General features: G+C 64.8%; 14 protein-coding genes. 9 read left to right on the top strand and 5 right to left on the bottom strand.

What is annotated here, in order from left to right; all coding sequences use genetic code 11:
* Positions 1 to 34 precede the first annotated feature (34 nt).
* The 3 genes from DFS21_RS01445 to tldD are packed head-to-tail and all read left to right on the top strand — an operon-like array spanning position 35 to position 6,152.
* Positions 35 to 3,844, top strand: a complete 3,810-nt coding sequence (locus tag DFS21_RS01445; protein WP_110700407.1) for a YhdP family protein — start codon at positions 35 to 37, stop codon at positions 3,842 to 3,844.
* Positions 3,845 to 3,858: 14 nt separating this feature from the next.
* Positions 3,859 to 4,710, top strand: a complete 852-nt coding sequence (locus DFS21_RS01450) for a carbon-nitrogen hydrolase family protein (RefSeq protein ID WP_110700406.1) — start codon at positions 3,859 to 3,861, stop codon at positions 4,708 to 4,710.
* 2 nt (positions 4,711 to 4,712) lie between these two features.
* Positions 4,713 to 6,152 (top strand): metalloprotease TldD, encoded by a 1,440-nt coding sequence (gene tldD / locus DFS21_RS01455; RefSeq protein WP_102682709.1) that lies wholly within the window; start codon positions 4,713 to 4,715, stop codon positions 6,150 to 6,152.
* Positions 6,153 to 6,208: 56 nt separating this feature from the next.
* Here tldD and yjgA read toward each other — a convergent pair whose 3' ends face one another.
* Positions 6,209 to 6,730 carry a ribosome biogenesis factor YjgA gene (yjgA, locus tag DFS21_RS01460; protein ID WP_023632090.1) on the bottom strand — a complete coding sequence of 174 codons (522 nt, stop codon included), beginning with the start codon at positions 6,728 to 6,730 and terminating at the stop codon, positions 6,209 to 6,211.
* Between the two features lie 109 nt (positions 6,731 to 6,839).
* Here yjgA and pmbA point away from each other — a divergent pair, with 109 nt between their 5' ends.
* The 6 genes from pmbA (at position 6,840) to DFS21_RS01490 (ending at position 12,089) form a co-directional block, all read left to right on the top strand.
* Positions 6,840 to 8,186 (top strand): metalloprotease PmbA, encoded by a 1,347-nt coding sequence (gene pmbA / locus DFS21_RS01465; protein ID WP_111531717.1) that lies wholly within the window; start codon positions 6,840 to 6,842, stop codon positions 8,184 to 8,186.
* Between the two features lie 127 nt (positions 8,187 to 8,313).
* Positions 8,314 to 8,715, top strand: coding sequence for a FagA protein (locus tag DFS21_RS01470; protein ID WP_110700402.1), 402 nt, complete (start codon positions 8,314 to 8,316; stop codon positions 8,713 to 8,715).
* On the top strand, positions 8,708 to 10,084 hold the full coding sequence (locus tag DFS21_RS01475; protein ID WP_110700400.1) for a lyase family protein: 1,377 nt from the start codon (positions 8,708 to 8,710) through the stop codon (positions 10,082 to 10,084). The genes DFS21_RS01470 and DFS21_RS01475 overlap by 8 nt, the downstream gene beginning before the upstream one ends.
* A gap of 25 nt (positions 10,085 to 10,109) precedes the next feature.
* Positions 10,110 to 10,571, top strand: a complete 462-nt coding sequence (locus DFS21_RS01480; RefSeq protein ID WP_111531718.1) for a hypothetical protein — start codon at positions 10,110 to 10,112, stop codon at positions 10,569 to 10,571.
* 1 nt (position 10,572) lies between these two features.
* Complete coding sequence (locus DFS21_RS01485) at positions 10,573 to 11,184, top strand: superoxide dismutase (protein WP_110700396.1); 612 nt, start codon at positions 10,573 to 10,575, stop codon at positions 11,182 to 11,184.
* A gap of 11 nt (positions 11,185 to 11,195) precedes the next feature.
* A complete protein-coding gene (locus DFS21_RS01490; protein ID WP_110700674.1) occupies positions 11,196 to 12,089 on the top strand; it encodes a ZIP family metal transporter in 894 nt (297 codons plus the stop codon).
* A gap of 165 nt (positions 12,090 to 12,254) precedes the next feature.
* On the opposite strand, the gene DFS21_RS01495 is transcribed toward DFS21_RS01490, so the two are convergent.
* The 4 genes from DFS21_RS01495 to hpf are packed head-to-tail and all read right to left on the bottom strand — an operon-like array spanning position 12,255 to position 14,189.
* Complete coding sequence (locus DFS21_RS01495; protein WP_046856970.1) at positions 12,255 to 12,527, bottom strand: HPr family phosphocarrier protein; 273 nt, start codon at positions 12,525 to 12,527, stop codon at positions 12,255 to 12,257.
* Between the two features lie 19 nt (positions 12,528 to 12,546).
* Positions 12,547 to 13,401, bottom strand: a complete 855-nt coding sequence (gene rapZ / locus DFS21_RS01500) for an RNase adapter RapZ (protein WP_023629088.1) — start codon at positions 13,399 to 13,401, stop codon at positions 12,547 to 12,549.
* A gap of 2 nt (positions 13,402 to 13,403) precedes the next feature.
* Positions 13,404 to 13,868, bottom strand: coding sequence for a PTS IIA-like nitrogen regulatory protein PtsN (gene ptsN, locus DFS21_RS01505; RefSeq protein ID WP_110700394.1), 465 nt, complete (start codon positions 13,866 to 13,868; stop codon positions 13,404 to 13,406).
* Positions 13,869 to 13,880: 12 nt separating this feature from the next.
* Positions 13,881 to 14,189: a ribosome hibernation-promoting factor, HPF/YfiA family gene (gene hpf / locus DFS21_RS01510; protein WP_023629086.1), complete on the bottom strand. Its 309-nt coding sequence runs from the start codon at positions 14,187 to 14,189 to the stop codon at positions 13,881 to 13,883.
* Positions 14,190 to 14,215 lie beyond the last annotated feature (26 nt).

Consider the following 14,215-nt stretch of genomic DNA (forward strand, 5'->3'; position numbering starts at 1 on the left):
CCATAGTTAAGGGACGACTTGGAGGGCCTCGGCCATGGAACGTCTGACCCGCGTTCTGAGCGCCTTGACCCGCTGGGGGCTGGTTATCTGCGCCCTGCTGGCGGTGCTGGTGGCGCTGTATGTCAGCCTCGGTCGGCAACTGGTTCCCCTGGTCGCCGAATACCGTGCAGACGCCGAACTCAAGGCCGAACAGGCCTTGGGCATGCCCGTGCACGTCGGTGCGCTCGAAGGGCGCTGGAGTGGCTTGGCGCCTGTACTGCGTGTACGTGACCTGCAACTGGGCGAAGGCGCTGCGGCGCTGCGCCTGGACGACGTCAAGCTGGTGCCTGACCTGTGGGCCAGTCTCAAGGCGCGTGAAGTGCGCCTGGCGCGTATCCAGCTCAGTGGGCTGCAACTGATCCTGCGCGAGAACGAGCAGGGCGACTGGACCCTGGAAGGTCTGCCGCACAAGGATGATGCGCCGCTCGATCCGGCCGATGCGCTCAAGCGTCTACGCCAGCTTGGCCGAATCGATGTCTTCGACAGCCAGGTCACCTTGCAGCCCTGGCAACGAGACCCCCTGACCCTCACCTACGTCAGCCTCGGCGTGCAGGCAGGCGCTTCGCGCCAGAGCGTCGACCTGCGCGCCACGCTGCCCGACGGCCAGCCGCTGGCCTTGAGCCTGAACAGCCGCGCCACGGCCAAGGCCTGGCGCGACGGGCGCGTGCAGGCTTACCTGAGCCTGCCGCAAAGCGACTGGGCACGCTGGCTGCCGCCGCAGTTGCTGGGCCAATGGCAGGCCGGCGCGCTGCGCGCCGGTGGTGAGCTGTGGATCGACTGGCGGCAAGGGCAGTTGCAGCAGGCGATGGTTCGCCTCAATGCCCCGCAGCTCAAGGGCGCCTACACCGGGCGCAAGGCCATCACCGTGGACAATCTGGCCCTGTCGGCCTGGTTCCAGCGTCGGGACCAGGGCTTCGACGTCGTCGTCGACTCGCTGGCCATGAGCCTTGGCAAGAACCGTTGGGAGTCGCACCTGCAACTGGCACAGCGTCCGGGCCAGAACCCGGCCGAGGAAAGCTGGCAGGTGCAGGCGGACCGCCTCGACCTGACCCCGCTGACGCCCTTGATCGACGCCCTGGCGCCATTGCCGGACAAGCTGATGACCGTGGTCGATGCGCTCAAGGTCAGCGGCGCCCTGCGCAACGTGCGCCTGGACATCCGACCCAAGGCCGAGGGCGACCAACGGCTGCAGTTTGCCGCCAATCTGGAGAAGGTCGGTTTCGATGCCTATCACGGCGCGCCGGCGGCGGGCAATGTCTCCGGGGCGATCAGCGGTGACCTTGGGCATGGCGAGCTGCGCCTGGATACCCAGGCGTTCATGCTGCACCTGTACCCAATCTTCGGCAAACCCTGGCATTACCCGAAAGCCAATGCGCGCTTGACCTGGACCCTGGACAAGGAGGCTTTCACCCTGGTTGCCCCCTACATCAAGGTAGTGGGCGACGAGGGCAAGATCGCGGCGGACTTCCTTATTCGCATCCACCTGCAGCCGGGCCACGAAGACTACATGGACCTGCGCGTCGGTCTTACCGAAGGCGACGGGCGCTACACTGCCAAGTACCTGCCCGAGGTGCTCAGCCCCGCCCTGGACGAATGGCTGCGCAGCGCCATCGTCAAGGGCAATGTCGACGAGGGCTATTTCCAGTACCAGGGGTCGCTGCATCACAATGCGCCGCCCCATGCCCGCGATATCAGCCTGTTCTTCAAGGTGCATGACGCCGCGCTGGACTTCCAGCCAGGCTGGCCACAGGTGCAGCAGGTCGACGGCAATGTGTATATCGAAGACACCGGTGTGCGCATCCAGGCCCATCATGGGCTGCTGCTGGACACCAAGGTCAGTGATGTCAGCGTCGATATTCCCCATGCCGAAGGCGACCAGCACAGCCACCTGATCCTCGACGGTAATTTCGACGGCAGCCTCGGCGATGGCTTGAAGATCCTCAAGGAAGCGCCAATCGGCACTGGGGAGATGTTCGCCGGTTGGGAAGGCGAGGGGCCGCTCAATGGCAAGATCAAGCTCGACGTACCCCTGGCCCATGGGCAGCGGCCCAAGGTGCTGGTGAACTTCGCGACAGCCGACGCTACTTTGAAAGTGGCGCCCCCGGCCCTGGAATTGAGCCAGCTGAAGGGCGACTTCACCTTTGACCTCGACAAGGGCCTGAGCGGCAAGGACATCAGCCTGCACGCCTTTGGCAAGGCGGTCAGCGCGCAAATCACCGCAGAAGGACAGGGTGGGCAGCTCCAGACCCGGATCAATGCCAATGGCCAGGTGGGCCTCAAGGCCCTGACCGACTGGTTGCAGTTCGCGCAGCCGCTGCCAGCGTCGGGTGAGCTGCCCTATCAGGTGCAAGTAACACTGGGCAGTCGTGACAACCGCTTGACCGTCAATTCGTCGCTCAAGGGCCTGGCCATCGATCTGCCGGCGCCTTTTGGCAAGGCCGCCGCAGAAACCCGCGACAGCCGTTTCAGCCTGACCCTGCAGGGCCCGGAACGGCGCATCGATGGCAGCTACGCGGACCTGGCCCGCTTCGCTTATGCCGCACCTGCCGACAAGCTGGCCCAAGGGCGTGGCGAGCTGTTGCTGGGCACGGGCGAGGCCAGCTTGCCGTCTGGCCAGGGCCTGCGGGTGCGTGGCCGGCTGGAGACGCTGGACCTGGCCCCTTGGCAGCAACAGATGGAGCGCTTTGCCGGCAAGGATCCGGGCGGCAGTGCCCGGCAGAACCTGCAGAGCGTTGACCTCAGCATCGGCCAGCTCAAGGCGTTCGGCATGGACCTCAACCAGGCGGTGATCCGCCTGATGCGTGGTGGCCCGGCCTGGGACCTGCGCCTGGACAGCCAGGAAGTCATCGGCAATGCGCGCATTCCCGATGCCAAGGCCGCGCCCATGACTGTCCGCCTGCAGAGCCTGCGCCTGCCACCCGCCGACCCGAACGAGGCCCAGGCCGAGAATGCGCCCGACCCATTGGCCGGGTTCGACCCGCGCAAGGCGCCGCCGCTGGACCTGACCATCGACAAGCTGTACCGCGGTGACGACCTGTTTGGCAGCGCCACCCTGAAGCTGCGCCAGACCCCCCGGGGCATGGCCATGAGCGACATCGACCTGGACCTCAAGGGGCTGCACATCGACGGCAGCGGTGGCTGGGAAGGCGAGCCCGGCAGCACGTCCAGCTGGTACAAAGGCCGCGTGGACGGCAAGGACCTGGGGAATGTGCTCAAGGCCTGGGGTTTTGCCCCCACCGTCACCAGCCGCGACTTCCGCATGGACGTGGATGGCCGCTGGCCGGGCTCGCCGGCTTGGGTCAGCCTCAACCGGTACTCCGGCAGCCTCGACGCGGCGCTGCGCAGCGGTCAGTTCGTCGAGGTCGAGGGCAGCGCCCAGGCGTTGCGGGTATTCGGGCTGCTGAACTTCAACTCCATTGGCCGACGCCTGCGCCTGGACTTCTCCGATCTGTTCAGCAAGGGCCTGGCCTACGATCGGGTCAAAGGCCTGCTGGTGGCCAGCGAAGGGGTCTACGTGACGCGGGAGCCGATCACCGTCACCGGCCCGTCGAGCAATTTCGAACTCGACGGCACCATGGACTTCGTCCGTGACCGGGTCGACGCCAAGCTGCTGGTGACGTTGCCGGTCACCAACAACCTGCCATTGGCCGCCTTGATTGTTGGCGCGCCGGCGGTCGGTGGCGCGCTGTTCCTCGTCGATCGCCTGATCGGTGACCGGGTGGCGCGCTTCGCCAGCGTGCATTATCGCGTCGAGGGTCCGGTCAAAGAGCCTAAAATCACCTTTGTGAAACCTTTCGACAAGTAACCCCAGGGGTGGTCATGACGTCAGCAGTGATCCAGATGGTCAGCCAGGACGATGTGCTGGCCAACCTGCAACGTGCCACGGCGCTGCTCGAGCAGGCCGCAGCCGGAGGCGCGCGCCTGGCGGTGTTGCCGGAAAACTTCGCGGCCATGGGCCGGCGCGACGCCGCCGCCATCGGCAGGGCCGAGGCGCTGGGCGAGGGGCCGATCCTGCCATGGTTGAAACGCACCGCTCGCGACCTCAGGTTATGGATCGTCGCAGGTACCCTGCCGCTGCCGCCGGTCGGCCAGCCGGAGGCCAAGGCCCATGCCTGCTCGTTACTGGTCGACGAGCACGGCGAGATCGCCGCTCGCTACGACAAGCTGCACCTGTTCGATGTGGACGTGGCCGACAACCGTGGCCGCTACCGCGAGTCGGACGATTATGCCCACGGCAGCCGGGTGGTGGTGGCCGACACACCGGTGGGCCGCCTGGGCCTGTCGGTGTGCTATGACCTGCGCTTCCCCGAGCTGTACAGCGCGTTGCGCGCCGCTGGGGCCGAACTGATAAGCGCACCGGCGGCGTTCACCGCGGTGACCGGGGCGGCGCACTGGGAAGTGCTGATTCGCGCACGGGCCATCGAGACCCAGTGCTACGTACTGGCGGCCGCCCAGGGCGGCCTGCATCCGGGGCCGCGGGAAACCCACGGCCAGGCGGCGATCGTCGACCCCTGGGGGCGGATCGTCGCGCAACAGGCGCGGGGCGAGGCGGTGTTGCTCGCCACACGCGATATCGAAGAACAGGCGTCCATCCGGGCGCGCATGCCGGTAACTACGCACCGGCGCTTTTTCTCGCAGGACGCCTTGCGGCCTGCGCATACCTCGGAGTGACTATGAGCCAGATGTTATCCACCGTCAGTGAGCAGCTCCTGGCCCCGGGCGGGTTGACCCTCGACAGCTTGCAGACGGTGCTGGGCGAGTTGGCCGGTCCCGGCATCGATGCCGCCGACCTGTATTTCCAGGGCCAGATCTCGGAAACCTGGGCACTGGAGGACGGCATCGTCAAAGAGGGCAGCTTCAACCTCGACCAGGGCGTGGGCGTGCGTGCCCAATCCGGCGAGAAGACCGGCTTTGCCTACAGTAATGCGATCAACCTCGAAGCCCTGACTTCGGCGGCGCGTGCCGCCCGTTCGATCTCCCGCGCCGGGCAGAACGGCACTGTGCAAGCCTTCCGCAGTCAGGACGTGACTGCTTTGTACGCGCCTGACAATCCCCTGGATGTACTCACCCGCGCCGAGAAGGTCGAGCTGCTCAAGCGCGTGGATGCCGCTACCCGTGCACTCGACCCGCGTATCCAGCAGGTCAGCGTGAGCATGGCAGGGGTGTGGGAACGCATTCTGGTGGCCGCTGCCGATGGCAGCCTGGCCGCCGACGTGCGTCCGCTGGTGCGCTTCAACGTCAGTGTGATCGTCGAGCACAACGGACGTCGCGAGCGTGGTGGGCAGGGCGGCGGCGGGCGCACCGACTATCGCTATTTCAGTGAAGAGCGGGTGATGGGTTACGCCCGTGAGGCACTGCGCCAGGCGCTGGTCAACCTCGAGGCGATTCCCGCTCCGGCCGGCACGCTGCCAGTGGTGCTCGGCCCAGGCTGGTCCGGGGTGCTGCTGCACGAGGCAGTCGGCCACGGCCTGGAAGGCGACTTCAACCGCAAGGGCAGCTCGGCGTTCAGCGGGCGCATCGGTGAAAAGGTGGCTTCGAGCCTGTGCACCATCGTCGACGACGGCACCCTCGAAGGCCGTCGCGGCTCGCTCAGCGTCGATGACGAAGGCACGCCGACCGAGTGCACCACGCTGATCGAGAACGGCATCCTCAAGGGCTACATGCAGGACAAGCTCAATGCGCGCCTGATGGGCATGGCGGTGACTGGCAACGGCCGGCGCGAATCCTACGCTCACCTGCCGATGCCGCGCATGACCAACACCTACATGCGTGCCGGCGACAGCGATCCCGAGGAAATCATCCGGTCGGTGAAGAAGGGCATCTACTGCGCCAACCTTGGCGGTGGCCAGGTGGACATCACCAGCGGCAAGTTCGTGTTCTCCACCAGCGAGGCCTACCTGATCGAGGACGGCAAGATCACCGCGCCAGTAAAAGGCGCGACCTTGATCGGCAATGGTCCGGAAGCGATGCGCGGTGTGTCGATGGTTGGCAACGACCTGGCGCTGGACAGCGGCGTGGGCACGTGCGGCAAGGATGGTCAATCGGTGCCGGTGGGCGTTGGCCAGCCGACCCTGAAGCTGGATGCGATCACCGTCGGTGGTACCGGCGGGTGATGTTCAATCGCGGGCAAGTCGCATCGGTGCGCCGATGCGACTTGCCCGCGATGGCCTCAGCGCAACCCGCGTTGGGTCTCGTCGAGGTCGCGGATGTACTTGAACACTTTACGCGCAGCGGCAGGCGGCTTGTTCCGCGCCTTTTCATGCTGGGCATGACGGATCAGCGAGCGCAAGTGCTGGCGATCGGTGTCGGGGAACTCGTTGACGAAGCGCTCGAGGTCTTCGTCGTTACCGTCGATCAGGCGATCGCGCCAACGCTCGAGGCCGTGGAAGCGCTCGTTGTACTGGCGGCTGGAGCTGTCGATCTGCTCGAGCACGGCATGGATGGCGTCCAGGTCCTGCACGCGCATCAGCTTGCCGACGAACGACATGTGGCGTTTGCGGGCGCCGTGGGCGGTGTGCTTGCTGGCTTCGTCCAGGGCCTTGCGCAGCTCGTCGGTCAGCGGCAGGCGGGCCAGGGTGTCGGCCTTGAGGGTGGTGAGGCGTTCGCCGAGTTCGACCAGCGCATGCAGTTCGCGCTTGATCTGGGTTTTGCTTTTTTCGCCATCGAAGGCGTCGTCGTAAGAATCAACCATGGGGGCCGTCCGCAGGAAATCGCCGCCATGATAACCAGTCGGGGGCCGCTTGTCCGGCCCGGTCGTAGAATGACCCAAGCCGTACGCAGAATTTTCAGTGGAGAAAACCATGAGTGCAGTCCAGAGCGTAGGCCCCAAGGACCTGCCGGCGTTGCAGGAGCAGGTCGAGGCGATCGTCGCCGAGGCGCGCCGCCAGGGCGCCAGCGCCTGCGAAGTGGCGGTGTCGCTGGAGCAAGGCCTGTCCACCACGGTGCGCCAGCGCGAAGTCGAGACGGTCGAGTTCAATCGCGACCAGGGGTTCGGCATCACCCTTTACGTGGGCCAGCGCAAGGGGTCGGCCAGCACTTCGGCCAGCGGCCTTGAGGCGATCCGCGAGACGGTCGCCGCCGCGCTGGCAATCGCGAAACATACCTCCGAGGACGCCTGCTCGGGGCTGGCCGATGCCGCGTTGATGGCCCGTGAGATCCCCGACCTGGACCTCTACCATGACTGGGACATCGAGCCGGAGAAAGCCATCGAGATGGCGCTGGCCTGCGAGGCAGCGGCGTTCGATGCCGACAAGCGCATCAGCAACGCCGACGGCACCACGCTCAATACCCATCAGGGTGTGCGGGTGTACGGTAACAGCCATGGTTTTATCGGTGGCTACGCCTCAACCCGTCACAGCCTGAGCTGCGTGATGATCGCCGAAGCCGATGGGCAGATGCAGCGTGACTACTGGTACGACGTCAATCGCCAGGGCCAACTGCTAGCCGACCCGCGTAGCATTGGTCTGCGTGCCGCACAGCGCGCGGCAAGCCGCCTGGGTGCCCGCCCGGTACCCACCTGCGAGGTGCCGGTGCTGTTCTCGGCAGAGCTCGCCGGCGGCCTGTTCGGCAGCTTCCTGTCGGCCATTTCCGGCGGCAACCTGTACCGCAAGTCGTCGTTCCTCGAGGGGACCCTGGGCCAGCGCCTGTTCCCCACCTGGCTGACCCTCGACGAGCGCCCACACATTCCGCGTGCGTTGGGCAGCGCGGCGTTCGATGGCGATGGCCTGGCCACCTACGCCAAGCCGTTCGTCGACAAAGGCGAGCTGGTGTCGTACATCCTGGGCACCTATTCGGGGCGCAAGCTGGGTTTGCCAAGCACCGCCAACTCAGGTGGCGTGCACAATCTGTTCGTCACCCACGGCGTCGAGGACCAGGCCGCACTGATCCGGCGCATGGGCCGTGGCCTGCTGGTAACCGAGCTGATGGGCCATGGGCTGAACATGGTGACCGGCGACTATTCGCGGGGTGCGGCGGGCTTCTGGGTAGAGAACGGCGAGATCCAGTTCCCGGTCCAGGAGGTGACGATCGCCGGCAATATGAAGGATATGTTCCAGCAGATCGTGGCGATTGGCAGTGACATCGAGACCCGCAGCAATATCCATAGTGGCTCGGTGCTTATCGAGCGGATGACGGTGGCGGGCAGCTGATTGCCGCTTTCGTTCCTGTCTTGCAAAGGACCCGGCCATCGTGCCGGGTTTCTTTTTGTCTGCCAGTCGACTTGAACTGATTCTATTTATCACTTAATAATGAATATCATTATCCAGTAACCCGGCGATGATGTTCATGAAAACCGTCCTCCACGAACTGCCCTACCTGGAAAACTGGCGCTGGCTCAGCCGGCGCATCCGCTGCGCGCTGGAACCCGATGAGCCACGCCTGATCGAGCACTACCTCGCCGAAGGCCGCTATCTGGTGTGCTGCACCGAGACCTCGCCGTGGACCGTGGCCTTGACCGCCTTGCGTCTGCTGCTCGATACCGCCAACGATCGCATGTTGCCCTGGCACTGGCGCTGCCTGTGCCTGGACCAGGCCTGGCGCCCGCTGCTCGACCTGCGCAATCTCGACCGCCTCGAACAGAACCAGCGTTGGCAGCCATACGCGATACAGCTCGCCAATTGCGTGCTGTTGCCGTCGATTTCTCCCGAAGAACTGATGCAAGGACTTGAAGATGAGTGATACCCGTATCGAGCGCGACAGCATGGGTGAGCTGCAGGTGCCGGCCCAGGCCCTGTATGGTGCCCAGACCCAGCGCGCGGTCGACAACTTCCCGGTCAGCGGCAAGCCGATGCCGGCCCAGTTCATCCGCGCCTTGCTGCTGGCCAAGGCCGCTGCGGCCAAGGCCAACGTCGAGCTGGAACAGCTGAGCGCAGGGCAGGGCGCGGCCATCGTCAAGGCGGTGGAACAGTTGCTGGCCGAGGATTTCATCCGGCACTTCCCGGTGGACGTGTTCCAGACCGGCTCCGGCACCAGCTCGAACATGAACGCCAACGAGGTCATCGCGACCCTGGCCAGCCATGTGCTGGGCGAGCCGGTCAATGCCAACGACCACGTCAACTGTGGCCAGAGCAGCAACGACATCATCCCCACCACCATTCACGTAAGCGCCGCCCTGGCCCTGCACGAACAGTTGCTGCCGGCCTTGCGCCACCTCACCCAGGTAATCGAGGCCAAGGCAGTCGAGGTGCACAAGCACGTGAAGACCGGCCGCACCCATTTGATGGACGCGATGCCGGTACGCATGAGCCAGGTGCTCGGTGGTTGGGCCGCCCAGATCAAGGGGGCCCAGGCGCATATCGAAGCCACGCTGCCGAGCCTGCAGGCACTGGCCCAGGGCGGCACGGCCGTGGGCACCGGGATCAATGCCCACCCGCAGTTCGCCGCAGGCTTTGCCCGCCAGTTGAGCGGCCTGACCCAGGTCGAGTTCACCCCTGGCGAGAACCTGTTTGCCCTGATCGGCTCCCAGGACACCGCCGTGGCGCTGTCGGGCCAGCTCAAGACGGCTGCCGTGGCGCTGATGAAGATCGCCAACGACCTGCGCTGGATGAACTCCGGCCCGCTCGCCGGCCTTGGTGAAATCGAGCTGCAGGGTCTGCAACCAGGCTCTTCGATCATGCCGGGCAAGGTCAACCCGGTGATCCCGGAGGCCACCGCCATGGTCGCCGCTCAGGTAATCGGTAACGACACGACCATCGCCGTGGCCGGCCAGTCGGGCAACTTCGAGCTCAACGTGATGCTGCCGGTGATTGCCCGCAACCTGCTGGAAAGCATCGAGCTGATGGCCAATGTCAGCCGTTTGCTGGCCGACAAGGCCATCGCCAGCTTCAAGGTCAATGAGGCCAAGCTCAAGGAGGCGCTGTCGCGCAACCCGATCCTGGTCACCGCGCTGAATCCGATCATCGGCTACCTGAAGGCTGCCGAGATTGCCAAGACCGCCTACAAGCAAGGGCGTCCCATCATCGATGTGGCGCTGGAGCACACCGACCTGTCGCGTGACCAGCTCGAAGCGCTGCTGGACCCGGAAAAACTTACCGCTGGCGGCATCTGAACCCGGGCCGCCCAGGAGGCACGTCATGCAGCATTGGAAACGCACCACCCAAGATGCAAACCGCCTGTTCGAGCAGGGCGAGCTGGTCGACGCCCGGGAGCACTACCTGCAAGCACTGGCCTTGGCCCAGGTGCTGTTCGAGCGCTGGCATGACGTCGACGAGGCGGTGGCCGCACTGGTTATCGCCCACCATAACCTGGCCGACCTGCACCTGCGCCTGAACCAGCCGCACGAAAGCGCCGACTACCTGTGCGCGGCGCACCAGCGGCTGCTCCAGGCCAGCCAGGAACAACGCCTGCCCCAGGCCCTGCGCGACGCGGCCTTGCGCCACAGCGGGCGCACCTACACCGAACTGCTGAGCTTCATCGCCGAGTACGGCCAATACCCGCGTACCGAGCGCCTGCTGAACCACCAGGCCCCCGCAGCCAGCGAGCTGGTCGCGCACGCGGACATCACGGAACGCAAACCTGCCTACGGAATCCACTGACATGCCACATACCTTGCCTGCGTTGCCCTACGCCTACGATGCGCTGGAACCGCACATCGATACCCAAACCATGGAGATCCACCACAGCAAGCACCATCAGACCTACATCAACAACCTCAACGCCGCCATCGAGGGCACCGAATGGGCCGAATGGCCGGTGGAGCGACTGGTGGGCGCAGTCAAGCAACTGCCCGAGAAACTGCAAGGGGCGGTGGTCAACCAGGGCGGTGGCCATGCCAACCACACGTTGTTCTGGACCGTCATGTCGCCCAAGGGCGGTGGCCAACCCGAGGGTCAGGTAGCCCAGGCCATTGACGAGCAACTTGGTGGTTTCGAGGCGTTCAAGGAGGCCTTCACCAAGGCCGCGCTGAGCCGGTTCGGCAGTGGCTGGGCCTGGCTCTGCGTGACCCCGCAGAAAACGCTGGTTGTGGAGAGCAGCGGTAACCAGGACAGCCCGCTGATGCACGGCAATACGCCGATCCTCGGCCTGGATGTGTGGGAGCACGCCTATTACCTGAAGTACCAGAACCGCCGTCCTGAGTACATCGGCGCCTTCTACAACGTGGTCGACTGGGCCGAAGTGGAACGCCGCTACCTTGAAGCCCTGAAGTGAGTGTGGCCGGTATGCGCTCGCAGGTGATGTCTGTCAGCAGTGTGCGCCTGTTCCGTCTGGCGCTTGGGACCGTGTTGTTGCTGGTCGGCACCGCGTTGCTGGTGACGCGTGGCATCGCCTGGCTGGACCTGGAACCGCGCATGTTGCGAGCCCTGGAGGGCGGAGCCCTGTGCGCATTGGGGACGGCCTTGGGCGCGGTGCCGGTGCTGGTAATCCGTAACATGCCAGTGGCCGTGGCCGACACCTTGCTCGGTTTTGGTGCTGGGGTGATGTTGGCGGCCACCGCATTCTCGCTGATCATTCCCGGGCTGGATGCGGCCCAGGCCATCGGCTTCAGCCCATGGGGCGCCGGTGGTGTGATCAGCAGCGGCCTGTTGTTCGGCGCGTTGTGCCTGTTTCTGGTCGACCTCAAGGTCTCCGGCGCTTCACCGGAGGCCCTGGTCGGCAGTGAGCGGCAACCTGTTATCGCCGCGCGGATCTGGCTGTTCGTCATCGCCATCATTGCCCACAACATCCCCGAAGGCATGGCGATCGGGGTTTCCGCCGGTGGCGGGATGCCTGATGCCGATAGCCTGGCCATGGGCATCGCGTTGCAGGATGTGCCTGAGGGCCTGGTGATTGCGCTGGTGCTGGCAGGGGCGGGCATGCCGCGCTTCAAGGCGTTTCTGATCGGTGCGGCATCGGGGCTGGTCGAGCCGCTGGCAGCGGTGATCTGTGCCTGGCTGGTCAACATTGCCGAACTGTTGCTGCCGTTGGGCCTGGCCTGCGCGGCGGGGGCGATGCTGCTGGTGGTGACCCAGGAGATCATTCCGGAGTCACGCAGCAACGGGCATCACCGCCTGGCGAGCCTGGGGTTGTGTGTTGGGTTCTGTCTGATGATGGTAATGGACACGGCGATGTCCTGACGCCGCAGCTCAGAAACTGCCGGAGCCAGCCTTGCTGGCGAAGCAGTTATCGCAGTATTGGCGTGAGAGCGGGCTTGCCCCGCGATGCATCGCACCGGCGACACTGGCATCGCGGGGCAAGCCCGCTCCCACGCTCCAATTATCCGTTTGCCGTCCTCGCCTGGCTCATTCGCCTTCGTCGAAGAAGTTCTCGATCAACGCGACCAACGCTTCCATGGCGTCGGTGTCCTGCTCGCCCTCGGTGAGCAGGTGCACCTGAGTGCCCTTGCCGGCGGCGAGCATCATTACCGCCATGATGCTCTTGCCGTCCACCAGCTTGTCCGGCGCGCGCCCGACCCGTACCTGGCAGGGGAAGCGCCCGGCCACGCCGACGAACTTGGCGGCCGCCCGCGCATGCAGGCCCAGCTTGTTGATGATGGTGATTTCGCGGGCGGGCATCGTGGGGCGGATCCTGTGGCTAGAGGTCGCGGTGGCGGACCTGGACGTTTTTCAGGGATTGCTGGAGCAGTTGGCCAAGCCGTTCGGTAATGTACACCGAGCGGTGGTGGCCGCCGGTACAGCCGATGGCGATAGTGACATAGGCGCGGTTGCTGGCGGCGAAGCGCGGCAGCCATTTGAGCAGGTAGCTGGAAATGTCCTGGAACATCTCCTCGACGTCCGGCTGCGCGGCCAGGTAGTCGATCACCGGCTGTTCGAGGCCGGAATGTTCGCGAAGTTCCGGCTTCCAGTACGGGTTGGGCAGGCAGCGCACGTCGAACACCAGGTCGGCATCCACCGGCATGCCACGCTTGAAACCGAATGACTCGACGAGAAACGCAGTGCCGGGCTCGGGCTGGTTGAGCAGGCGCAGCTTGATCGAGTCACGCAACTGGTACAGGTTCAGGTTGGTGGTATCGATCTTCAGGTCGGCAAGGTCGGCGATCGGCCCAAGCAGCTCGCTCTCCACCCGGATTGCCTCAGCCAGCGAACGGCTGTCGTTGGTCAGTGGATGGCGGCGGCGGGTTTCCGAAAAACGCTTGAGCAGTGTGTCTTCGTCGGCATCCAGATACAGCACGTCGCACTGAATATGCCGGGAGCGTGCCTCTTCCAGCAACTGAGGGAAGCGTGACAGATGGCTGGGCAGGTTGCGTGCATCGATCGAGACCGCAACCTTGGGTTGCAACAGCTCTGTGTTGATCAAGGCGTTTTCAGCCAGCTGCGGCAACAGCCCGGCGGGCAGGTTGTCGATGCAGTAATAGCCGTTGTCTTCCAGCACGTCGAGGGCGGTGCTCTTACCGGAGCCGGAGCGACCGCTGACGATGATCAGGCGCATGTTCAGTGCTCGTTTTGTACGTCCAGGACGACCTGGTAGAGGGTCTCGCTGCTATCGGCGGCACGCAGTTTATCGCGGACCTCCTTGCGATCAAGCATGCTGGCGATCTGGCGCAGCAGTTCTAGGTGCGCGTCGGTGGCGGCTTCCGGGACCAGCAGGACAAACAGCAGGTCGACCGGGGCGCCATCGATGGCATCGTAATCAATGGGGGCTTCCAGATGCAGCAGGGCGCTGACAGGCGCGCTGCAACCTGCCAGGCGGCAATGGGGTATGGCGATGCCATTGCCAAAACCGGTGGAGCCCAGTTTTTCGCGAGCCCACAGGCTGTCGAAGACGTCTTGCATCTCCAGCTCGGGTACTTGCTCGGCGATCAGGTTGGCGACCTTTTCCAGGGCGCGCTTCTTACTGCCGCCCGGCACGTTCACGAGGGAACGGCCGGGGGTCAGGATGGTTTCAAGTCGGATCATGGATGAGGGGGATCAGCGGGCGGCTGCGCCTTGCAGCAGGCTTTGCTGTTTTTCCTTGTGTTTTTTCAGTTGGCGGTCGAGCTTGTCGGCCAGGGCATCGATCGCTGCATACATGTCTTGGTGTTCGGCGTTTGCAACCACCTCACCGCCGGGAATCTGGAGCGTGGCTTCGATCTTCTGCTGAAGCTTCTCGACTTTCATGATCACCGTCACGTTGGTGATCTTGTCGAAATGACCCTCCACCCGGGCGAGCTTCTCGAGCACGTAATCGCGCAGTGGTTGGGTGACTTCTACATGCTGTCCACTGATGTTGACTTGCATACAGCTTCTCCTTTGTTGCCCGTGCA

It is taken from the genome of Pseudomonas sp. 2848, assembly GCF_003253945.1.
Lineage (GTDB): Bacteria > Pseudomonadota > Gammaproteobacteria > Pseudomonadales > Pseudomonadaceae > Aquipseudomonas.

Coding starts and splice junctions, on each gene's coding strand:
- DFS21_RS01475 (WP_110700400.1), top strand. CDS start 8,708: ATGAGTGATACCCGTATCGAGCGCGACAGCATGGGTGAGCTGCAGGTG.
- DFS21_RS01485 (WP_110700396.1), top strand. CDS start 10,573: ATGCCACATACCTTGCCTGCGTTGCCCTACGCCTACGATGCGCTGGAA.
- DFS21_RS01445 (WP_110700407.1), top strand. CDS start 35: ATGGAACGTCTGACCCGCGTTCTGAGCGCCTTGACCCGCTGGGGGCTG.
- DFS21_RS01480 (WP_111531718.1), top strand. CDS start 10,110: ATGCAGCATTGGAAACGCACCACCCAAGATGCAAACCGCCTGTTCGAG.
- yjgA (WP_023632090.1), bottom strand. CDS start 6,730: ATGGTTGATTCTTACGACGACGCCTTCGATGGCGAAAAAAGCAAAACC.
- hpf (WP_023629086.1), bottom strand. CDS start 14,189: ATGCAAGTCAACATCAGTGGACAGCATGTAGAAGTCACCCAACCACTG.
- tldD (WP_102682709.1), top strand. CDS start 4,713: ATGAGCCAGATGTTATCCACCGTCAGTGAGCAGCTCCTGGCCCCGGGC.
- DFS21_RS01470 (WP_110700402.1), top strand. CDS start 8,314: ATGATGTTCATGAAAACCGTCCTCCACGAACTGCCCTACCTGGAAAAC.
- rapZ (WP_023629088.1), bottom strand. CDS start 13,401: ATGCGCCTGATCATCGTCAGCGGTCGCTCCGGCTCCGGTAAGAGCACC.
- pmbA (WP_111531717.1), top strand. CDS start 6,840: ATGAGTGCAGTCCAGAGCGTAGGCCCCAAGGACCTGCCGGCGTTGCAG.
- ptsN (WP_110700394.1), bottom strand. CDS start 13,868: ATGATCCGACTTGAAACCATCCTGACCCCCGGCCGTTCCCTCGTGAAC.
- DFS21_RS01495 (WP_046856970.1), bottom strand. CDS start 12,527: ATGCCCGCCCGCGAAATCACCATCATCAACAAGCTGGGCCTGCATGCG.
- DFS21_RS01450 (WP_110700406.1), top strand. CDS start 3,859: ATGACGTCAGCAGTGATCCAGATGGTCAGCCAGGACGATGTGCTGGCC.
- DFS21_RS01490 (WP_110700674.1), top strand. CDS start 11,196: ATGCGCTCGCAGGTGATGTCTGTCAGCAGTGTGCGCCTGTTCCGTCTG.